The sequence below is a fragment of the Terrabacter aerolatus genome (assembly GCF_007991735.1).
GTDB lineage: Bacteria > Actinomycetota > Actinomycetes > Actinomycetales > Dermatophilaceae > Terrabacter > Terrabacter aerolatus.
Map to the genome: position 1 here is coordinate 115,354 of NZ_BJYX01000009.1, position 20,307 is coordinate 135,660.

Consider the following 20,307-nt stretch of genomic DNA (forward strand, 5'->3'; position numbering starts at 1 on the left):
GCCACGATGGCCGCGGAGGAGAGCACCACCGGAGTGACGGCGCCGGCCGGACCGGTCGAACCGGTCGAACCGGTCGGCCCGGTCGGCCCGGTCGGACCGGTCGGACCTGGGGGATCGGCAGGGCCTCAGGCCTCCGCCGGCGCGCCCTACCGGGCGGGGGTGCCCGAGGGGCACAACCCGTGGCCCGCCCTCTGGGCGATGGTCATCGGCTTCTTCATGATCCTCGTCGACTCGACCATCGTGTCGGTGGCGACACCCGCGATCCTGCGGGGCCTGCGCACCGACGTCAACAGCGTCATCTGGGTCACGAGCGCCTACCTGCTGGCCTACGCCACCCCCCTGCTCATCACCGGCCGGCTCGGCGACCGCTTCGGCCCGAAGAACCTCTACCTCGTCGGGCTCACCGTCTTCACGGTCGCCTCGCTGTGGTGCGGCCTCACCGGCACGATCACCGGCCTCATCGTCGCCCGCGTCGTGCAGGGCCTCGGCGCGTCGATGCTGACGCCGCAGACGATGGCCGTCATCACCCGCACCTTCCCGGCCGCCTCCCGCGGACAGGCGATGGCGCTCTGGGGGGCGACCGCGGGCGTCGCGATCCTCGTCGGCCCCGTCGTCGGTGGCCTGCTCGTCGACGGTCCCGGGTGGGAGTGGATCTTCTTCATCAACGTCCCGGTGGGCGTCATCGCGTTCGTGCTCGCCGCCCGGCTCGTGCCACGGCTCGAGACCCACAGCCACCGCTTCGACTGGCTCGGCGTGGCGCTCTCGGCGGTCGGGATGTTCCTGCTCGTCTTCGGCGTCCAGGAGGGGGAGACCTACGACTGGGGCACGATCACCGGCTTCGTGTCCGTGCCGCTGCTCATCGGGGCGGGCCTGCTCGTGCTCGGCGTCTTCGTCTGGTGGCAGGCCCGCAACACGAGTGAGCCGCTGCTGCCGCTCCGGCTCTTCGGCGACCGCAACTTCTCCCTGGCCAACATCGCGATCACGAGCATCGGCTTCTCGATCACGGCGATGGCCTTCCCGTTCATGCTCTACGCCCAGGCCGTCCGGGGCCTGTCACCGACGTCCGCGGCCCTGCTCCTCGCCCCGATGGCGGTCATCTCAGGTGGCTTGGCGCCGGTGGCCGGCCGGCTCGCGGACCGGGTGCACCCGCGCGGCATCACGGCGGTCGGCATCGGCCTGACCTCGGCGTCCCTGCTCTGGCTGGCCCTCGTCATGCACCCCGAGACCCAGACGTGGCTGCTCCTGCTGCCCATGGCCCTCATGGGCGTGGGCAACGCGTTCATGTGGGGCCCGCTCGGGGCCACCGCCACCCGCAACCTGCCGCTGTCGTCCGCCGGGGCCGGCTCCGGTGTCTACAACACGACGCGCCAGGTCGGAGCGGTCCTCGGCAGCGCGGCCATCGCGGCCGTCATCCAGGCCCGCCTGTCCGCCGACCTGCCGGGCATCCCCGGAGACCTCGGCGGTCTGCAGGCCTCCGGCGCCGCGATGCCGGCCCGGGTCGCCGAGGCCTTCGCGACGGCGATGTCGGAGTCGATGATGCTTCCGGCCGCCGTGCTCGTCATCGGCGTCGTCGCGGTCCTCTTCTTCGAGCGACCCGCCAGCCACCCCCACTGAGGCGTCGACGCGGACCGCACGGCTACAGCTAGCGGCCGAGCTCTCCGGGACTGCCTCCCACGTGGACGACCATGCGCTCGGCGACGACCCGGGCGTTCGCCCGCAGCACGTGGAGCGGCACCCGGGGGAGGTTCTCCTCCCAGTCGATGAGCGGCGACCCGCGGAACTGCAGCATCCGGGCGGGCCGGCCGAAGAAGAACAGGTGCAGGTGGGCACCGCCGTCCCCGTACTTCGCGAGCTGGACCCGGCCGACGCTCGGCACGTGCTCGACCGCGTCGGAGATCGCGACGACGAGCTGGCCCATCTCGGCGGCGAGACCACCCGGGAGGGAGGGCAGGTCGTGGTGCTCCAGCGGCATGAGCATGAGCATCACGGGCAGACCGGTGTCGTCCGAGAACGTGAGCCGCCAGCGCTCGTTGGACCACACGAGCCGGTCCTCGCCGGGGGTGGAGTCGCCCGCGCACCAGCAGTCCTCGGGGCGCTCGCCGCGACGCGGTGGCTCCTCGTCCGCCGGCGGCCCCACCGGCTTGAGCCGAAGGCCCTCGGTCTCGTAGGGGTAGATGTCCCAGCCGGGCATCTCCTCGACGGCCACCGGCAGGCGTCCGTCGGGACCTGCGGCGGCCGCGATCCGCGCGTAGTAGTCCTCGACCTCCTCGGCCTCAGCCGGCGGAGCGCTCACGGCGTCCGTCTCGTCGGCGGGTGCGGGCGGGGGAGAGGCGTCGTCGCCGGGCTCGGTCACCACGCCAGTATGCCGCCGTCACGCGTCGTGAGCCCGGTGATGCGATCCGGGTGGGTCCACCCGCCGCCCCGACACGGAGCTGGAGACCCGAGCCGAGGTGAGGGCAGGACCCGTGCCGTCACCGGCGCGGCGCGGCGGCTTGCGCTAGGACCCGGGGGCCGGCACCGATTTCAGGAACGGCGGCATCTGGCGTATTCTTGTGCGTTGGGTGTCGTGTGCCTCGACGCCCGAGTCGCGCCTGTGCCCCGAGAACGACTGGGGCACGGCAACCAGGCACGCCCCAAGGCCGGCTCAGTCCGAGTCGGCCAGCTACAGATAGACGGAGGATATGGCCAAGAAGGACGGTGTCATCGAGATCGAGGGCACGATCGTCGAGGCTCTCCCGAACGCGATGTTCCGGGTTGAGCTCTCCAACGGTCACAAGGTGCTCGCACACATCTCGGGCAAGATGCGACAGCACTACATCCGGATCCTCCCTGAGGACCGCGTGGTGGTGGAGCTCTCGCCCTATGACCTGACCCGCGGTCGGATCGTCTTCCGCTACCGCTGAGCACGAAGGCCGGCCAGGACCAGCCCGCGCGAGCGGGGTGCCCGGCCGGGACGAGTGCACGGCACCAACTCCCGATTACACAACCAAGCACCTGACCGTCGCGCGCCCTCCGGGGCGCGAGTGGGCCGGGTGCGCGATCTGAAGACAGCAGGCAGATGAAGGTTCAGCCGAGCGTCAAGAAGATCTGCGACAAGTGCAAGGTGATCCGCCGCAACGGTCGGGTCATGGTGATCTGCGAGAACCTGCGCCACAAGCAGCGCCAGGGCTGAGCAGACCCACCACCCTCGCCGTCGACAGACTTTCGACAGCACGCAAGACAAGTGAATGAAAGCAGCACCCGGCCCCTGATGACCGACCGTCGTGTCGGCGCAGGACGTCACCCCCGGCACGGAGGCCGGGGACCGGTGGCCCGTCCTTCTGTGTGACGGGCCGTGACCCCGGATCGGTGCCCTGCTCCAGACCTCCGCGAAACAGAAATCAGGAGACAACCCAACATGGCTCGTCTTGTTGGAGTCGACCTTCCGCGCGAGAAGCGCGTCGAGGTCGCACTGACCTACATCTTCGGTGTCGGTCGTACCCGTTCCAAGCAGGCGCTGGTTGCCACCGGCGTCGACCCCAACACCCGCGTCAAGGACCTCGGTGAGACCGAGCTCGTTGCGCTTCGTGACTTCCTCGAGGGCAACTACCGCCTCGAGGGTGACCTTCGCCGTGAGGTGCAGGCCGACATCCGCCGCAAGGTCGAGATCGGCTCCTACGAAGGTCTGCGTCACCGTCGTGGTCTGCCCGTGCGCGGTCAGCGCACCAAGACCAACGCGCGCACCCGCAAGGGTCCGAAGCGCACCGTGGCCGGCAAGAAGAAGGCCCGCTGACGCTGATCGCCCCCGCGATCGCGTCTCACCGACATTCAGTTCTGACGTAGGAGAAAAATGCCTCCCAAGGCTCGCGTGACGAAGGTTCGTCGCAAGGAGAAGAAGAACGTCGCCCACGGGCACGCTCACATCAAGAGCACGTTCAACAACACGATCATCTCGATCACGGACCCCACCGGCGCCGTGATCGCCTGGGCCTCCGCCGGCCAGGTCGGCTTCAAGGGCTCGCGCAAGTCCACCCCGTTCGCTGCCCAGATGGCCGCCGAGGCTGCTGCCCGCCGCGCCATGGAGCACGGCATGCGCAAGGTCGACGTCTTCGTGAAGGGCCCGGGCTCGGGTCGCGAGACGGCGATCCGTTCGCTCACCGCCACCGGCCTGGAGGTCGGCGCGATCAGCGACGTCACGCCCACGCCGCACAACGGTGTCCGCCCGCCCAAGCGCCGTCGCGTCTGATCCGGCACTGAGCGAGAGAGAGAACTAGGAACATGGCTCGTTACACCGGCCCGATCACCAAGAAGTCCCGCCGCCTGAAGATGGACCTCGTCGGCGGCGACAAGAACTTCGAGCTCCGCCCGTTCCCGCCCGGCCAGCACGGCCGTCGCCGGATCCAGGAGAAGGAGTACCTGACGCAGCTGCAGGAGAAGCAGCGCGCTCGCTTCCAGTACGGCGTCATGGAGAAGCAGTTCGTCCGCTACTACAAGGAAGCGGCGAAGCGCCCCGGCAAGACCGGTGAGAACCTTCTCCAGATCCTCGAGTCGCGTCTCGACAACGTGGTCTACCGTGCGGGCCTGGCCCGCACCCGCCGCCACGCGCGTCAGCTCGTGACGCACGGTCACTTCGAGGTCAACGGCGTGCGCGTCGACGTCCCGAGCTACCGCGTCGAGCAGTACGACATCATCACGGTCCGCAAGCAGTCGGTCGAGACCTTCCCGTTCGAGCTGGCTCGCCAGACGTTCGGCGAGCGTCCCGTCCCGGCCTGGATGCAGGTCGTCGACGGCTCGCTCCAGATCCTCATCCACCAGCTCCCGGTGCGTGCTCAGATCGACTCGCAGCTCACCGAGCAGCTGATCGTCGAGCTCTACTCGAAGAACTGATCAAGGTTCGGTATGCCGTGAAGCCCGCTTCACGGCATACCGAATCCTTGCGTGGGGTCGCGCTCGCAGACAGAGCCGAGCCGGCCCGCCCGGATCACGACCGGGCAGTTTCACGAGGCGTCATATGGCGGTCGCCCGTGGGAAGGAAATGAACAGTGCTCATCGCACAGCGTCCCGTGCTCTCCGAAGAGGTCGTGGTCGAGAACCGCAGCCGCTTCACCATCGAGCCGCTCGAGCCCGGCTTCGGCTACACGCTCGGCAACTCCCTCCGTCGCACCCTGCTCTCGAGCATCCCGGGCGCGGCGGTCACCTCCATCCGCATCGACGGCGTGCTCCACGAGTTCACGACCGTTCCGGGCGTGAAGGAGGACGTCACCGAGATGATCCTCAACATCAAGGGCCTCGTCGTCTCCTCGGAGCACGACGAGCCGGTCGTCATGTACCTGCGCAAGCAGGGCCCGGGTGCGGTCACCGCCGCCGACATCACGCCTCCGGCTGGTGTCGAGGTGCACAACCCCGACCTGCACATCGCGACGCTGAACGACAAGGGCAAGCTCGAGATGGAGCTGACCGTGGAGCGTGGCCGCGGCTACGTCTCGGCGCAGCAGAACAAGTCCGGTGACCAGGAGATCGGCCGCATCCCGGTCGACTCGATCTACAGCCCGGTGCTCACCGTGACCTACAAGGTCGAGGCGACCCGAGTCGAGCAGCGCACCGACTTCGACAAGCTCATCGTCGACGTCGAGACGAAGAACTCGATGACCCCGCGTGACGCCATGGCCTCGGCCGGCAAGACGCTGGTGGAGCTCTTCGGCCTGGCCCGTGAGCTCAACGTCGAGGCCGAGGGCATCGACATGGGCCCGTCGCCGACGGATGCCGCGCTCGCCGCGGACCTCGCCCTGCCGATCGAGGACCTCGACCTCACCGTTCGTTCCTACAACTGCCTCAAGCGCGAGGGCATCCACACCGTGGGTGAGCTCGTGGGCCGCAGCGAGGCCGACCTGCTCGACATCCGCAACTTCGGTGCGAAGTCGATCGACGAGGTCAAGGCCAAGCTCGTCGGCATGGGTCTGGCCCTCAAGGACAGCCCGCCCGGGTTCGACCCGTCGGCCCTGGTCGACGGCTACGGCGACGATGACTACAGCGACGACGACGACCAGTCGTTCGTCGAGGACGAGCGTCTCTGACCAACCGCTTCTTGACCGAGCCCTCGGCACACCGCTCGAGAACGGCCTGGTCGGACTTCTAGGAGAAACGAAATGCCCACCCCCACCAAGGGTCCCCGCGTCGGTGGCGGCCCCGCCCACGAGCGGCTGATCCTGGCCAACCTCGCGACGTCGCTCTTCGAGCACGACAAGATCACGACGACCGAGGCCAAGGCCAAGCGCCTGCGCCCGCTCGCCGAGCGTCTCATCACGTTCGCCAAGCGTGGCGATCTGCACGCCCGTCGCCGCGTCCTCACGGTCGTGCGCGACAAGGGTGTCGTCCACCGCCTCTTCGCCGAGATCGCCCCCGACATGGCGGCTCGCGAGGGTGGCTACACCCGCATCACGAAGATCGGCGCCCGCAAGGGTGACAACGCCCCCATGGTCGTCATCGAGCTCGTCCGCGAGCCGCTCTCGGCCAAGAAGGCGACCGTCAAGGAGGCCGAGGCCGCCACGAAGCGCGCTGCCAAGCAGAGCGAGTCGAAGCAGGCTGCTGCCGAGACCAAGGCCGCCGAGGACGCCGAGAAGGCCGAGGCCAGCGAGGCTGCTGCCGAGCTGCCCAAGGGCGCCGTCGCCGCGAACGAGGACGGCTCGTCGCCCGAGGACGGCTACACCGTCAAGGGCAACGCCGACTCCGGCAAGTACCACGAGCCCGACGGCCAGTGGTACGACCAGACGATCGCCGAGTTCTGGTTCAAGTCGGCCGAGGACGCCGAGGCTGCCGGCTTCACGAAGGCCGGTGCCGGCTCCTGAGCCGCGTCCACAGCACCATCGAGGTGGCCACCCCCGCACGGCGGGGGTGGCCACCTCGTTTTCCGCCCGGCACAGGCCCCCGTTAGGCTCGGTCGCCGTGGACGGATCGAACGGGTCGGGCGACGCGGGTGGCGCCGCCGAGGCGAGTGCTGCGCGCGGCGCGAACCCTGTGACGACGTCCGCGCTGCGGGTGCGGCTCGACCTCGCCTATGACGGCACGGCCTTCTCGGGATGGGCCGCCCAGCCTGCCCTGCGGACGGTCCAGGGTGAGCTGACGGCAGCGTTGACCACGATCCTGCGCAGCGCCGCGCCGGTGAGGGTGACCGTGGCCGGTCGCACCGACGCGGGGGTCCACGCGCGGGGACAGGTGGCGCACGTCGACCTCGACCTCGAGGCCTGGGCCGCGCTGCCCGGCCGGTCGGACCGCGACCCCGGCGTGGCTCTCGTCAGCCGGCTGGGCGGCATCCTGCCCCACGACGTCGTCGTGCACCGCGCGCAGCCGGCGCCGCCCGGCTTCGACGCCCGGTTCTCGGCGACCGAGCGTCGCTACCTCTACCGGATCGCCGACGTGGAGGCCGTGCGTGACCCGCTGCGACGGCACGACACGGTCTGGTGGCGCCGGCCGCTCGACGTCGAGGCGATGGACGAGGCGGCCCGTTCACTGGTCGGGCTCCGAGACTTCGCCGCCTTCTGCAAGCAGCGCGAGGGCGCCACGACCGTGCGCACGCTGCTCGACTTCTCGTGGTCCCGGCTGCCGGACGGGGTCCTGGCCGCGACCGTCCGGGCCGACGCGTTCTGCCACTCGATGGTCCGCGCGCTCGTCGGGGCCGTCGTGCCCGTGGGGGAGGGGCGACGGCCCGCGGACTGGCCGCGGGCCCTGCAGGACCGGCGTGACCGCGCGGCCGGGATCCACGTCATGCCGCCTCACGGGCTCAGCCTGGAGGAGGTCGTCTACCCTGCCGACGCGCAGCTCGCCGACCGGGCCGTCGTCACCCGCGCCCGCCGTCCTCCGGCCTGAGCTGCCGGGGCGGTGCCCGGACCCGCGCGCGTCGGCGTGCGCCCGCCCCGGTCTGCTCGGGCTGTGTCTCGGTCCCGAGACCCGACCGGGGCAGCAGGCCGTCCCTGTGGTTGGATCGTGCGCATGAAGGCCCGTCCGACCCGCGCCGTCTCGGTCGGTGTGCTGACCTGCGCCTTCGTGCTCGCGGGCTGCTCCACGGACGCCTCCACGGACGCGGCCGCTCCGGGGCCGTCGGCGTCCCGCGGTCCCGCGCACCCGACGTCCGCCTCGATCACGCACCCCGCCGGTTCGAGCTCTTCGGGGTCGGGCGACGAGGTGACGATTCGCTCCCGTGGTTTCACCGTCGTGCCCCGGGAGGGGTGGGTCGGGGCCGCCGACCGGGTCCACCTGCCCACCCTGACCTCGTCGCGGCCCGATGCGACGTCCGCGGTGACCGAGCTCGACACGCTGCTCTCGACCTGGGCGCGGACGTAGCGGCATGACCGGGCGGGCGAAGTCGTCGACGCTCCTGCTCCCGGCGCTCGCCCTCGCGGCGACCGCCGGGCTGGCCGGGTGCTCCGGCGACCCCACCCCGACGCCTCCGCCGCCTGCGGACACCGGAGTCGTGCACCTGCCGACGTCCGTGCCCCCGACGACCGACAGCGCCGGCCATCGCATCGAGCCGCTGCCCGTCCCCGGCGCGGCCGTGGCGATGAGCCAGGAGCGCATCCGTGGCCTCGACTACAGCTTCGCCAAGCCCGTCGGGTGGAGCAAGGCCGACCGCGACCTCAGCCCGAAGCCCGACACCCTCGTGCAACCCGACGACGACGGCGTCCGGGCGTTCATCGCCGTGGAGCGACCCATCGCGATCGGCTCGCACTCCCTCTCCGAGGTCGTCGACGGCCTCCGCAGCGGGTTCGAGGCCAAGGGCCTGCGCCCCCTGGCCGCGACCGAGCGCGACGTCGCCGGCTACCACGCCATGGGCATCGTCGTCGACCAGTCGGACCAGGTCCGCGACGTCTACTACGTCGTCGCCTACACCGAGCAGGTCCACGCGATCCGCCTGACCTACGACCCCTCCCACCCGGAGGCCCTCGGCGTCTTCCGCGCCGTGCTCGACTCCTGGTCGTGGGGGTGACGCGTGCCCCCGGGACTTAACCGCGTGACGCGGCCACACGGCATACGACAGGCTTGACGTCGTGGGCCACGTCGACGTCAACTCCATCTCCTTCAGCCTGCCCGACGGCAGGCCGCTCCTCAACGACGTCTCGGTGCGGGTCGGTGAGGGCGCCAAGGTGGCGCTCATCGGACCCAACGGCACGGGCAAGACGACGCTGACCCGCATCATCGCCGGCGACCTCGCAGCCCACGAGGGTGCCGTGACGCGCTCGGGTGGGCTCGGCGTCATGCGCCAGTTCATCGGCAAGGTCCGCGACGACACGACCGTGCGCGACCTGCTCGTGTCGGTCGCCCCCGACCGGATCCGCCACGCCGCCGAGGAGGTCGACCGCACCGAGCTGCTCATGATGGAGCGCGACTCCGAGGACGACCAGATGGCCTACGCCCACGCGCTCGTGGAGTGGGGGGAGGCGGGCGGCTACGAGCAGGAGACCCTGTGGGACAAGTGCACCGTCGCGGCCCTCGGCATCGCGTACGAGCAGGCGCAGTGGCGCAAGGTCACGACGCTCTCCGGCGGTGAGCAGAAGCGCCTCGTCCTCGAGGCGCTGCTGCGTGGACCCGAGGAGGTCCTGCTGCTCGACGAGCCGGACAACTACCTCGACGTGCCGACCAAGCGGTGGCTCGAGGAGGCCCTCGTCGCCTCGCCCAAGACGGTGCTCTTCATCAGCCACGACCGTGAGCTGCTCGACCGCGTCGCCACCCGCGTCGCAACCCTCGAGCCGGGCGGCGCGGGCGCCACCCTGTGGGTGCACCCGGGACGCTTCGCGACCTATGCCCAGGCCCGCAGCGACCGCAACGACCGGCTCGAGGAGCTGCGGCGGCGCTGGGACGAGGAGCACGTCAAGCTCAAGACGCTCGTGCAGACCCTCAAGGTCAAGGCCAAGTTCAACGACGGCATGGCCTCGCGCTACCAGGCCGCCCAGACCCGCCTCGCGAAGTTCGAGCAGGCGGGGCCGCCCGAGGAGACGCCGATGACCCAGTCGGTCAAGATGCGCCTCACCGGCGGACGAACGGCCAAGCGCGCCATCGTCGCGACGGGCCTCGAGCTGACCGGCCTCATGAAGCCGTTCGACCTCGAGGTCTGGTACGGCGAGCGCGTCGCGATCCTCGGCAGCAACGGCTCGGGCAAGTCCCACTTCCTGCGGCTGCTCGCGTGCGGGGGCACCGACCCCGAGCGCGAGCACCAGCCCGTCGGCGACGTGCGCCCCGTCCCCGTCGAGCACTCCGGCGTCGTGCGGCTCGGCTCGCGCGTGCGCCCGGGATGGTTCGCCCAGACGCACGAGCACCCCTCGCTCATGGGGCGCACGCTGCTCGAGATCCTGCACCGCGGGGACGAGCACCGTGAGGGTCGCCCGCGCGAACAGGCCGCCGGCGCCCTCGACCGCTACGAGCTGGCCCGGTCCGGCGAGCAGCGGTTCGAGTCGCTGTCGGGCGGTCAGCAGGCGCGTTTCCAGATCCTGCTGCTCGAGCTGTCGGGGGCGACGATGCTGCTGCTCGACGAGCCCACCGACAACCTCGACCTGCAGTCGGCCGAGGCCCTGGAGGAGGGGCTCGACCGCTTCGAGGGGACCGTCGTCGCCGTCACCCACGACCGGTGGTTCGCGCGCGGCTTCGACCGTTTCCTCGTCTTCGGGGCCGACGGGCGGGTCTACGAGTCGTCCGAGCCGGTGTGGGACGAGGGGCGGGTCGTCCGGCCGCGGTGACCCCGTCGCGGTCGCGGACGCCCTCCTGTGCCCCGTCGTGCGGGCGGAGTAGCGTCGGGGCATGCTGCTGCGAACGCTGGAGACCGGTGTCGTCGGCGCGCCCATGGCCGGGGGGCCGACGACCCCCGAGCTCGTCGCCGCCGTCGGCGAGGCCGGCGGTCTGGGCTTCCTCGCCGCGGGCTACCTGACGGCGCCTCAGCTCGCAGCGGCGATCGCCGAGGTGTGGGATGCGAGCTCGCGACCCTTCGGCGTCAACCTCTTCGTGCCCGCCCAGGCGAACGCGTATGCCGTGGGGCCCGGTGAGCTCGCCGGGGCCGACCGCGCCGCTGCGGTCGCGGCCTACCGCGCAGCCCTCGAGGACGACGCCGGCGCGCTGGGCGTGCACCCCGGAGAGGCGCGGCCCGGCGACGACGACGACTGGGAGCGCAAGCTCGACCTCGTCGTCCGCGAGCGGGTTCCCTTGGTGTCGTTCACGTTCGGGCTCCCCAGCAGCGCCGTCCTCGGCGAGCTCCGGCGCGCCGGCATCGAGACCGTGGCCACGGTCAGCGACGCCGTGGAGGCGGCGGCAGCGGTCCGTGCGGGCGTCGACGCCCTCTGCGTCCAGGGCGCCGACGGCGGCGGCCACCGCGGCACCCTCGACCCGGTCAAGGAGCCGTCCGGCGCCGACCTGCTCGACCTCGTCGCAGCCGTGCGTTCGCAGACCGACCTGCCGGTGGTGGCTGCCGGCGGCATCTCCACCGCCGAGCGCGCCGCGCAGGTCCGCGCCGCCGGCGCCGACGCGGTCCAGGTGGGCACGGCGCTGCTGCTCAGCCCCGAGGCGGGCACCGGCCTGGCCTACCGCCGGGCGCTCGCCGACCCCGCCTTCGAACGCACGGCGGTCACGCGCGCCTACTCGGGTCGACTGGCGCGCGCGCTCGAGACGGACTTCCTGCGCCGGCACCAGGCCGAGGCGCCGGCCGCCTACCCCGAGGTGCACCACCTCACGGTCCCGTTGAGGCGGGCATCGGCCGCGGCGGAGCGCCCCGACCTGCTCGCCCTCTGGGCGGGCACCGGATGGCGGTCGGCCCGGGCGGTGCCCGCCGCCACCGTCGTCGCCGAGCTGGCGCGCTGACCGGACCCCGGTCCAGGTTGCGCGCCGCACCACGCGGCGCTCACGCTGGACCCGGCCACCTACCCCCTGTGGCGCCGGACCGTCGCCCTGCCTCCCGGCGCCGTCGTGCAGGACGAGTACCTCCGCAAGGACCCCGCGGGCACGGTGGCGCCCGACGACGCGTGGCGTCCGGTAGGGCCCTGACCATCGTGTCGCAGGCCGTTGCCGAGCACGTATGCCGTCAGGCGGGCTCGGCAGCGTCGTGGCGCCGACGTGCGGGCGGGTGCGGGCGGCATACGCTCAGGGCATGCCCAGCGCTGAAGGAAACCTGACGTGGGTGGCCGCCGAGGAGCGACCCGACCTGCTCGCCCCGCCCGTCGCGGCCGCGCTCGAGCACGTTCCGGGGGCGCGCGTGGCTCCCATCGACGCGGCGCTCGCCGACACGGCCGCCTTCTGCGAGGCCTACGACGTGGCGCCGGAGGCGTCGGCCAACTGCGTGGTCGTCGAGGCCAGGCGCGGCGAGGAGACGACCCTGGCAGCGGTCATGGTGCTCGCGACCGACCGTGCGGACATCAACCGCGTCGTGCGCAAGCACCTGGGCGCGCGCAAGATCTCGTTCGCCGGCCAGACGAAGGCCCAGGACCTCACCGGCATGCAGCAGGGTGGCATCACGCCGGTCGGGCTGCCGGGGGACTGGCCCGTTCTCGTGGACGAGGCCGTCGCCACCGCGGGTCTCGTCGTCATCGGTGCCGGCCTGCGCGGAGCCAAGCTGCTCCTCGACGGGGCGGCGCTCGCGGCGCTGCCCGCGGCCCAGGTCATCGCCCTCGCGGTGCGCTGAACGGGGCCGGCTCCGGCCGGGCCGACGAGTGGGCTTCGTGCGCTGGTCGTGCGGGGTCAGCCCGCGACGTCCCAGAGCATCTGGGCCCGCTCGGTCGGCGTCGTGCCGCCCCAGATGCCGAACGTCTCCGGGACCCGGAGGGCGTGGTCGAGACACTGGGCCCGCACGGGGCATCCGCCACAGACCATGCGGGCGGCCTCGGTCTTCTCGCGGCGCTCGCGCTGGTCGATCTCCTGGTCGTCGGTGAAGAACTGCTCGACGGCCTTGGTCCGGCAGCGGCCCTGCTCCTGCCACTCGTAGGAGGAGTAGGTGGGGCGCGGTAGGCGGGTGACGGTCATGGCTTCCTCCAGGTCTCGGGCCGAGCAGCGGGGCGAACGTCAGGTCGAGTGATCTGATGCAGAACTTACGCAGAACTTACGCGTTGCACAAGGCCCGTGCATAGGTTTATAGTTCGGGGAGCCCGATCGGTGCGGGAGCGGTCCATGACGGGAATCTCGGACCGCTCCGCCCGACGCGGGCCACCAACCTGGACGGTGATGACCCTGATGAACGCGCATCCGGCGGCCTCGAACGGGGCCGGCCAGCCGGAGCACGACGACCCCGAGTTGGGGACGACGGTGCCCGAGATCGGCTGGCCCGTCGGGGTCGTGTCCGAGCGCCTCGGGATTGCCGCCCCGACGCTCCGGTCCTGGGACCGCCGGCACGGTGTGGGGCCGAGCCTGCGCACGAGCGGCAACCACCGGCGCTACACCGAGCTCGACATGCGTCGGGTCGAGCTCATGTCGCGACTGACGGCCCAGGGCGTGCCGGCCCAGAGCGCTGCCGACTCCGTGCTCGCCATGGATGCGCGCTCGATCGCCGACCGTCTCACCGTCAACAGCGCGACCGGCGCCGACGACGAGCTGCTCCCGGGGAGCGGGCGCCAGGACCCCGAGGCGATCGACGTCGACGCGGCCGACCTCGTCGAGTCGATCGTCGCCGCCGCGCGGGCCCTGGACCCGAGGACCCTGTCGCTGCTCTACCGGCAGGTGCTGCGTCGGCGTGACGTGGGTCGGGCATGGATCGAGGTGTTCGCGCCCGCCCTGCGCCGGGTCGGTGATCTCTGGCGCGAGGGCCGCCTCGGCGTCTCGGCGGAGCACCTGACGAGCGAGCTGCTCCAGTCCGAGCTGCGTGCCGTGGTCCGCGCCAACCGCTTGCGCATCGCCGGCCGACCCGTCGTCCTCGCCGGCGCCGACGACGAGCAGCACCACCTGCCGCTGCTCGCCCTCGAGGCCGAGCTCGCCCGCAACGGCGTCGCGAGTCTCTTCCTCGGCCCGCGAGTGCCGTCCGAGGCGCTCGTCTCGGCGCTGCGCGAGTCACGACCTCGCGCCGTCTTCCTCTGGGCCTCGCTGGCCCGCCCAGCGGTCGAGCCGCTGTGGCGTGATCTCGGCGCCGTCGACTGGGACCTCGAGGTCGTCATCGGCGGTCCCGGGTGGGCCGAGGGCATCACCGTCCCGGACGGACCCGTGGTGCTGACCCGGGTCGAGGACTTCGGCAGCGCGGTGCGGGCCCTGACGTCGTCCCCGGGTGGCTTGACGCGCTGAGCAAGATCTCGCAACATCCTGAGCACGAATGCAAGATTTTGCAGCGCAGGTCTGGCGTGGTGTCCGATATGGACGCTAGGTTCTCCCCCGGTGGTCGAGCGTCCAGACACGGGCGTGAGCGACCGAGCCCACAAAGGAGTGCGCATGCGCCGTCGCCCGGCCCTGTCCGTCGCCAGTATCTCGGCCCTCGTCCTGGCCGGTGTGGCCGTCCCGCTGGCAGGGGCCCCGACCGCCCGGGCGGCCGAGGCCCCGCGCACGGCGACCCTCGTCGGGTCCCTGCAGGACGAGCTCGGCTGCAGCGCCGACTGGCAGCCCGACTGCACGAAGACCGACCTCGCGCTCCAGCCGGGCACGACGACGTATGCCGCGGACTTCCGGCTCCCGGCGGGCAGCTACGAGCTCAAGGTCGCCATCAACCACTCGTGGGGCGAGAGCTACGGCCAGGGGAGCGGCAACATCCCGCTCGTGCTGGCCGGTCCGGCCACGTTGCACTTCACCTACGACGACACGACGCACGCCGTCGGGGTCGCCCCCACCGACCTGCCCGGCGCCGCGACCCCGGCCGACAGTGCCCTCGCGACCCCCTCGCTGCGCCGCCTCGCGACGAAGGAGCGCTTCTACTTCGTCATGGCCGACCGTTTCGCCAACGGCGACACGGCCAACGACAGGGGCGGCCTGACCGGAGGCCCCCTCTCGACGGGCTTCGACCCCACGAACGAGGGTTTCTACCACGGTGGTGACCTCAAGGGCCTGACCAACAAGCTCGACTACATCAAGGGCCTCGGCACGACCGCCATCTGGCTCACGCCGTCGTTCAAGAACCGCGCGGTCCAGGGGAGCGGGTCCGACGCGAGCGCGGGCTACCACGGCTACTGGATCACGGACTTCACGCAGATCGACCCGCACCTGGGCACGAACGCCGACATGAAGACCCTCATCGCGGCCGCCCACGCCAAGGGGATGAAGGTCTACTTCGACATCATCACCAACCACACCGCCGACGTCATCTCCTACGAGGGCGGCAAGTACTCCTACGTCAGCAAGGCGACGAGCCCCTACAAGGACGCCCAGGGCCACGTGTTCGACGATGCCGCCGTCGCGGGCAAGCCTGCCTGCACGGGCGGCGCGACCGTGCCCGACTGCTTCCCCGCGATGTCGGCGGCGAGCTCGTTCCCCTACGTGCCGAAGGTCGCCGACGCCGACAAGGACGTCAAGGTCCCGGCGTGGCTCAACGACCCGACGCTCTACCACAACCGCGGTGACTCGACGTATGCCGGCGAGTCGGCCACGTACGGCGACTTCTCCGGTCTCGACGACCTCTTCACCGAGAACCCCGAGGTCGTCTCGGGCATGGAGGACATCTACAGGTCGTGGGTCGACTTCGGCGTCGACGGCTTCCGCATCGACACGGTCAAGCACGTCAACATGCAGTTCTGGCAGGCGTTCTCGCCGGCGATCCTCGACCACGCCGCCGCGACCGGCAAGAAGAACTTCTTCATGTTCGGCGAGGTCTACGACGGCAACCCGAGCTACACGAGCCAGTTCACGACCCAGGGCAAGCTGCCCGCCACGCTCGACTTCGGCTTCCAGGGCGCGGCCCTCGGCTTCGCGCAGGGCAAGGCGACAACGGGGATCCGCGACCTCTTCGCCGGCGACGACTACTACACCGACACCGACTCCAACGCCTACGAGCTGCCGACCTTCCTCGGCAACCACGACATGGGCCGCGTCGGCGCGATGCTCCTCGCGGGCGGCGCGAAGGGCGACGACCTGCTCTCGCGCGACCGCCTCGCCACGTCGCTGATGTTCCTCACCCGCGGCCAGCCGGTGGTCTACTACGGCGACGAGCAGGGCTTCACCGGGCCGACGAGCGACTTCGGCGACAAGCGTGCCCGCCAGGACATGTTCGCCACCCAGACCCCCATCTACAAGGACGACGTCATCGTCGGCAGCGACAAGCTCGCCGGGACCGACGCCCACTACGACACCTCGGCCCCGCTCTACCGCGCGATCAAGCAGCTCTCCGCGCTCCGCGCCGACAACCCGGCCCTCGCCGACGGCGCCCAGGTGCACCGCTACGCCTCCGACGCGGCCGGCATCTACGCCATCAGCCGCATCGACAAGGCGGCCAAGCGCGAGTACGTCGTCGTGGCCAACAATGCGACGACGGCCAAGAGCGCGACGTTCTCCACCTACTCGGCGGGCTCGAAGTTCGTCCCGTTGCTCGGCGCGACGTCCGACCTCCGAGCGGCTGCCGACGGCCGGGTCACGGTCACCGTCCCGCCCCTGTCCGTCGCGGTCTACCGCGCGAACTCCACGATGGCACAGCCGAAGTCGGCTCCCGCGATCTTCCCGACGTCCCCGAGTGCGGGGGGTGTCGTGGGCGGCCGTGCGGAGATCGGCGCGGCCCTGCCCGGCAACTCGTTCGCCGAGGTAAGCTTCCTCCAGCGCCCGGTCGGCACGACCACCTGGACCCCGATCGGCACCGACGACAACGCCCCCTACCGCGTCTTCCACGACGTGTCGGGCCTCGCCAAGGGCACCCTCGTCGAGTACCGCATGGTGGCCAGGGACATCGCCGGCCACGTGTCCGCGACCTCCACCTACGGCATCGTCGGCGAACCGACGACGGCTGGTGGTGGTGGCTCCGGTGGCGGGGTCGGCCCGGTCACGCAGCCCGCCAACGTCAGCGTCCCCGGCAGCCACAACTCCGAGATGGGCTGCTCGGGCGACTGGCAGCCGGACTGCTCCCAGGCCCAGCTCACCTTCGACCCCAAGGACGAGATCTGGAAGGGCACCTACAGCTCCATCCCGGCCGGCGACTACGAGTACAAGGCCGCGATCAACAAGTCGTGGGACGAGAACTACGGCGTCGGAGGCGGCAAGGGGGCCGGCAACATCGCCTACACCGCACCTGCCGGCAAGCCCGTCAGCTTCTACTACGACCACCGCACGCACTGGGTGACGAGCGACGCCCAGGGGCCGATCATCACCGCGCCCGGCAGCTTCCAGAGCAAGCTCGGCTGCCCCGGGGACTGGGCTCCGGACTGCATGCGCTCGTGGCTGCAGGACCCCGACGGTGACGGCACCTACACGTTCACGACCGACCAGATCCCTGCCGGCAGCTACGAGTTCAAGGTCGCGGTCGGCCTGAGCTGGAACGAGTCGTACCCGTCGAACAACGTCGCCTTCTCGGTGCCGTCCGACGGCGTGCTGACGACCATCAGCTACAAGGCATCGACCCACGAGGTCTCCGTCAAGACGTCCAAGGCCGGGGCTGCCCCCGACCTGACGAAGTCGAAGGCGTACGTCGTCGGTGACGGACTCGTCGCCTGGCCGGCCTCCGCCCTGCCCGCGGGCGCCGACCCCGCGACGCTGGGCTGGCGCCTGCACTGGTCGGCCGACGGTGGACTCGCCGTCGACGCCGAGGCGGTGACGGGAGGGTCGGTCGCGACCCTGACCCGTGACCCGGCCGGTCTGCCGGCCTCGCTCGTGGCGGCCCACCCGGAGCTCAAGGGCTACGTCGCGCTGCGCACCGACAAGGCGACCGCGCGTCAGATGCCGCAGATCCTCCAGGGCCAGGTCGCCGTGGCCATGTACGACTCGAACGGGTCGCTGCTCGATGCCACAGGCGCCCAGACGGCCATCGCGCTCGACGCGCTGTATGCCGCGTCGGCCCGCACCCGCTCCTACGGCGTCAGCTTCTCGGGCTCGGGTCGCGTCGGCTTCTCGCTGTGGGCGCCGACCGCCCAGCAGGTGACGCTGCTGACGTGGCCCGCCGGCAGCGCCGACCAGCCGGTCGCCACGGCCACGCGGACCGTCATGTCACGGGACCGGGCGTCGGGTGCGTGGACCGCGTCGCTCGGGGCCTCGGCCCGCAACGCGCGCTACCTCTACGAGGTCAAGGTCTGGGCGCCGACGACCGGCAAGGTGGAGACGAACGTCGTCACCGACCCCAGCTCGGTGGCCCTGACGCTCAACTCGACCCGTTCGGTGGCCGTCGACCTGAGGGACCCGGCCTTCATGCCCACGACGTGGCGCACCACTCCGTCGCCGAAGCTGGCGCAGGACGTCGACTCGACGATCTACGAGCTGCACATCCGCGACTACTCGATGTCCGACTCCAAGGTCCCGGCTGCCCAGCGCGGAAGCTACCTCGCCTTCGCCGCCGACGGTGACGGTCGGGCGCACCTCAAGGCTCTGGCCAAGGCCGGCCTCAACACCGTGCACCTGCTGCCGAGCTTCGACATCGCCTCCATCGAGGAGGACCCGGCCAAGCAGGCGACGCCCCAGTGCGACCTGGCCTCCTACGCGCCGGACAGCGCGGAGCAGCAGAAGTGCGTCGGCGCCGTCGCCGCGAAGGACGCCTTCAACTGGGGCTACGACCCCTACCACTACAGCGCGCCCGACGGGGCCTACGCCTCCAGCGCCAAGGCCGCCGACGGCGGCTCCCGCGTGGCCGAGTTCCGCACCATGGTCGGGGTCCTGCACCAGGACGGCCTGCGGGTCGTGCTCGACCAGGTGTTCAACCACACCGCCGCGTCGGGACAGGCCGACAAGTCGGTCCTCGACAAGGTCGTGCCCGGCTACTACCAGCGTCTCGACGCGAACGGTGCGGTCGAGACCTCCACGTGCTGCCAGAACGTCGCCACCGAGCACGCCATGGCCGAGAAGCTCATGGTCGACTCGGTCGTGTCGTGGGCGCGCAACTACCACGTGGACGGCTTCCGCTTCGATCTCATGGGCCACGCCAGTCGCGCCAACATGCTGGCGGTGCGGTCGGCCCTCGACGCGCTGACGCTGCAGAAGGACGGTGTCGACGGTGCGTCGATGTACCTCTACGGCGAGGGGTGGAACTTCGGCGAGGTCGCGAACAACAAGCTCTTCGTCCAGGCGACCCAGGGCCAGCTCGGGGGCACCGGCATCGGCACCTTCTCCGACCGCCTGCGCGACGCGGTGCGGGGCGGCGGACCGTTCGACGAGGACCCGCGCGTCCAGGGCTTCGGCTCCGGCGAGGCCACCGACCCGAACGGTGCGGCCGTCAACGCCGACGCGGCCACGCGTCTCGGCAGCGACACCGACCTCGTCCAGCTGGGGCTGGCCGGAAACCTCAAGTCGTTCACGTTCCGCAGCCAGAAGTCCGGCACGGTCGTCAACGGGACCCAGGTCGACTACAACGGGTCGCCGGCGGGCTACGCCGACCAGCCCGACGAGGTCGTCAGCTACGTCGACGCGCACGACAACGAGACGCTCTTCGACTCGCTGACCTACAAGCTGCCCGTCGCGACGTCGATGCAGGACCGGGTGCGCATGAACACCCTGTCGCTGGCGACGACCGCACTGGCGCAGACGCCGTCGTTCTGGCACGCGGGCGCCGACCTGCTCCGCAGCAAGTCGATGAACCGGGACTCCTACGACAGTGGCGACTGGTTCAACCGCCTCGACTGGACCGGTGCCGACAACGGCTTCGGCCACGGCCTGCCGCCCGAGGCGCAGAACTCCGCCAAGTGGCCGTTCATGAAGCCGCTGCTCGCCAACCCGGCGCTCAAGCCGACGGCGGCCGACGTGCGCACCGCGGACGCGATGTCGCAGGACCTGCTGCGACTGCGCTTCAGCACCAAGCTGTTCCGCCTGGGCAACGCGGCCGCCATCGACGCCAAGGTGTCGTTCCCCGTCTCGGGGACGGCCGATGCCAAGCAGGGTGTCATCGTCATGCGGATCGACGACACCAAGGGCACGGACGTCGATCCCGCCCTGCGCGGCGTCGTCGTCGTCTTCAACGCGACGCCGAACGCCGTGTCGCAGAAGGTGCCGGGGCTCACCGGTCCGGTCACCCTGAGCCCGGTCCAGGCGAACGGCGCCGACAGCATCGTCAAGCAGGCCGCCTACGACGCGGCAGGCGGGTCCTTCTCGGTCCCGGCTCGCACCGTCGCGGTCTTCGTCCAGCCGAACTGACGGCCGGCGCGCACCGTCCCGCAGACGCCCTCGGCGCCCGGAGATCCCCGGGCCGCCGAGGGCGTCTGCGCGCCCGGTCCGCCCCGGGGCGCCCGCACGAACCGGCCCGACCTGTCGCGAGGCCGCCTCGCGGCATAC

18 protein-coding genes are annotated in these 20,307 nt (G+C 71.2%); 16 read left to right on the forward strand and 2 right to left on the reverse strand.

What is annotated here, in order from left to right:
- Positions 1-198 precede the first annotated feature (198 nt).
- Positions 199-1,614, forward strand: a complete 1,416-nt coding sequence (locus TAE01_RS10485) for a DHA2 family efflux MFS transporter permease subunit (RefSeq protein WP_246111264.1) — start codon at positions 199-201, stop codon at positions 1,612-1,614.
- A gap of 28 nt (positions 1,615-1,642) precedes the next feature.
- Here the strand turns inward: TAE01_RS10485 and TAE01_RS10490 are convergent, their stop codons facing one another.
- Positions 1,643-2,353, reverse strand: coding sequence for a hypothetical protein (locus tag TAE01_RS10490; protein ID WP_147066140.1), 711 nt, complete (start codon positions 2,351-2,353; stop codon positions 1,643-1,645).
- Positions 2,354-2,681: 328 nt separating this feature from the next.
- On the opposite strand from TAE01_RS10490, the gene infA reads away from it, so the two are divergent.
- From infA to TAE01_RS10555, 13 genes are all read left to right on the forward strand, one after another.
- Positions 2,682-2,903 carry a translation initiation factor IF-1 gene (infA, locus tag TAE01_RS10495; RefSeq protein ID WP_013493543.1) on the forward strand — a complete coding sequence of 74 codons (222 nt, stop codon included), beginning with the start codon at positions 2,682-2,684 and terminating at the stop codon, positions 2,901-2,903.
- Between the two features lie 155 nt (positions 2,904-3,058).
- Positions 3,059-3,172 (forward strand): 50S ribosomal protein L36, encoded by a 114-nt coding sequence (gene rpmJ, locus TAE01_RS10500; RefSeq protein ID WP_006592630.1) that lies wholly within the window; start codon positions 3,059-3,061, stop codon positions 3,170-3,172.
- Positions 3,173-3,397: 225 nt separating this feature from the next.
- Positions 3,398-3,772: a 30S ribosomal protein S13 gene (rpsM, locus tag TAE01_RS10505; protein ID WP_030194267.1), complete on the forward strand. Its 375-nt coding sequence runs from the start codon at positions 3,398-3,400 to the stop codon at positions 3,770-3,772.
- 57 nt (positions 3,773-3,829) lie between these two features.
- On the forward strand, positions 3,830-4,225 hold the full coding sequence (gene rpsK / locus TAE01_RS10510) for a 30S ribosomal protein S11 (protein ID WP_020143208.1): 396 nt from the start codon (positions 3,830-3,832) through the stop codon (positions 4,223-4,225).
- 32 nt (positions 4,226-4,257) lie between these two features.
- A complete protein-coding gene (rpsD, locus tag TAE01_RS10515) occupies positions 4,258-4,866 on the forward strand; it encodes a 30S ribosomal protein S4 (RefSeq protein ID WP_020143207.1) in 609 nt (202 codons plus the stop codon).
- 155 nt (positions 4,867-5,021) lie between these two features.
- On the forward strand, positions 5,022-6,053 hold the full coding sequence (locus TAE01_RS10520) for a DNA-directed RNA polymerase subunit alpha (RefSeq protein WP_030194272.1): 1,032 nt from the start codon (positions 5,022-5,024) through the stop codon (positions 6,051-6,053).
- A gap of 72 nt (positions 6,054-6,125) precedes the next feature.
- Positions 6,126-6,824, forward strand: coding sequence for a 50S ribosomal protein L17, sunset domain variant (rplQ, locus tag TAE01_RS10525; protein WP_147066142.1), 699 nt, complete (start codon positions 6,126-6,128; stop codon positions 6,822-6,824).
- A 184-nt stretch (positions 6,825-7,008) separates the two neighbouring features.
- A complete protein-coding gene (gene truA, locus TAE01_RS10530; protein ID WP_147066213.1) occupies positions 7,009-7,842 on the forward strand; it encodes a tRNA pseudouridine(38-40) synthase TruA in 834 nt (277 codons plus the stop codon).
- A gap of 123 nt (positions 7,843-7,965) precedes the next feature.
- Positions 7,966-8,316, forward strand: a complete 351-nt coding sequence (locus TAE01_RS10535) for a hypothetical protein (RefSeq protein ID WP_147066145.1) — start codon at positions 7,966-7,968, stop codon at positions 8,314-8,316.
- Between the two features lie 4 nt (positions 8,317-8,320).
- Positions 8,321-8,959 (forward strand): hypothetical protein, encoded by a 639-nt coding sequence (locus tag TAE01_RS10540; protein WP_147066146.1) that lies wholly within the window; start codon positions 8,321-8,323, stop codon positions 8,957-8,959.
- Between the two features lie 61 nt (positions 8,960-9,020).
- On the forward strand, positions 9,021-10,703 hold the full coding sequence (locus TAE01_RS10545) for an ABC-F family ATP-binding cassette domain-containing protein (protein ID WP_147066148.1): 1,683 nt from the start codon (positions 9,021-9,023) through the stop codon (positions 10,701-10,703).
- Between the two features lie 61 nt (positions 10,704-10,764).
- Entirely contained in the window at positions 10,765-11,814 is a 1,050-nt protein-coding gene (locus TAE01_RS10550) for a nitronate monooxygenase (protein WP_147066150.1), read from the forward strand.
- 286 nt (positions 11,815-12,100) lie between these two features.
- A complete protein-coding gene (locus TAE01_RS10555) occupies positions 12,101-12,631 on the forward strand; it encodes a YbaK/EbsC family protein (protein ID WP_147066151.1) in 531 nt (176 codons plus the stop codon).
- Between the two features lie 56 nt (positions 12,632-12,687).
- Here TAE01_RS10555 and TAE01_RS10560 read toward each other — a convergent pair whose 3' ends face one another.
- Entirely contained in the window at positions 12,688-12,969 is a 282-nt protein-coding gene (locus TAE01_RS10560) for a WhiB family transcriptional regulator (RefSeq protein ID WP_147066153.1), read from the reverse strand.
- A gap of 198 nt (positions 12,970-13,167) precedes the next feature.
- Here TAE01_RS10560 and TAE01_RS10565 point away from each other — a divergent pair, with 198 nt between their 5' ends.
- Together TAE01_RS10565 and pulA are read left to right on the forward strand one after the other, a co-directional pair.
- On the forward strand, positions 13,168-14,214 hold the full coding sequence (locus TAE01_RS10565) for a MerR family transcriptional regulator (RefSeq protein ID WP_186815147.1): 1,047 nt from the start codon (positions 13,168-13,170) through the stop codon (positions 14,212-14,214).
- A 144-nt stretch (positions 14,215-14,358) separates the two neighbouring features.
- On the forward strand, positions 14,359-20,169 hold the full coding sequence (gene pulA, locus TAE01_RS10570) for a pullulanase-type alpha-1,6-glucosidase (protein ID WP_147066157.1): 5,811 nt from the start codon (positions 14,359-14,361) through the stop codon (positions 20,167-20,169).
- Positions 20,170-20,307 lie beyond the last annotated feature (138 nt).

Excerpts from the sequence above, each read along its gene's own strand:
- rpsM (WP_030194267.1), top strand. The coding sequence starts at position 3,398 with ATGGCTCGTCTTGTTGGAGTCGACCTTCCGCGCGAGAAGCGCGTCGAG.
- TAE01_RS10550 (WP_147066150.1), top strand. The coding sequence starts at position 10,765 with ATGCTGCTGCGAACGCTGGAGACCGGTGTCGTCGGCGCGCCCATGGCC.
- pulA (WP_147066157.1), top strand. The coding sequence starts at position 14,359 with ATGCGCCGTCGCCCGGCCCTGTCCGTCGCCAGTATCTCGGCCCTCGTC.
- TAE01_RS10485 (WP_246111264.1), top strand. The coding sequence starts at position 199 with ATGGTCATCGGCTTCTTCATGATCCTCGTCGACTCGACCATCGTGTCG.
- infA (WP_013493543.1), top strand. The coding sequence starts at position 2,682 with ATGGCCAAGAAGGACGGTGTCATCGAGATCGAGGGCACGATCGTCGAG.
- rpsK (WP_020143208.1), top strand. The coding sequence starts at position 3,830 with ATGCCTCCCAAGGCTCGCGTGACGAAGGTTCGTCGCAAGGAGAAGAAG.
- TAE01_RS10540 (WP_147066146.1), top strand. The coding sequence starts at position 8,321 with ATGACCGGGCGGGCGAAGTCGTCGACGCTCCTGCTCCCGGCGCTCGCC.
- rpmJ (WP_006592630.1), top strand. The coding sequence starts at position 3,059 with ATGAAGGTTCAGCCGAGCGTCAAGAAGATCTGCGACAAGTGCAAGGTG.
- TAE01_RS10555 (WP_147066151.1), top strand. The coding sequence starts at position 12,101 with ATGCCCAGCGCTGAAGGAAACCTGACGTGGGTGGCCGCCGAGGAGCGA.
- TAE01_RS10565 (WP_186815147.1), top strand. The coding sequence starts at position 13,168 with ATGACCCTGATGAACGCGCATCCGGCGGCCTCGAACGGGGCCGGCCAG.
- TAE01_RS10560 (WP_147066153.1), bottom strand. The coding sequence starts at position 12,969 with ATGACCGTCACCCGCCTACCGCGCCCCACCTACTCCTCCTACGAGTGG.
- TAE01_RS10535 (WP_147066145.1), top strand. The coding sequence starts at position 7,966 with ATGAAGGCCCGTCCGACCCGCGCCGTCTCGGTCGGTGTGCTGACCTGC.
- rplQ (WP_147066142.1), top strand. The coding sequence starts at position 6,126 with ATGCCCACCCCCACCAAGGGTCCCCGCGTCGGTGGCGGCCCCGCCCAC.
- rpsD (WP_020143207.1), top strand. The coding sequence starts at position 4,258 with ATGGCTCGTTACACCGGCCCGATCACCAAGAAGTCCCGCCGCCTGAAG.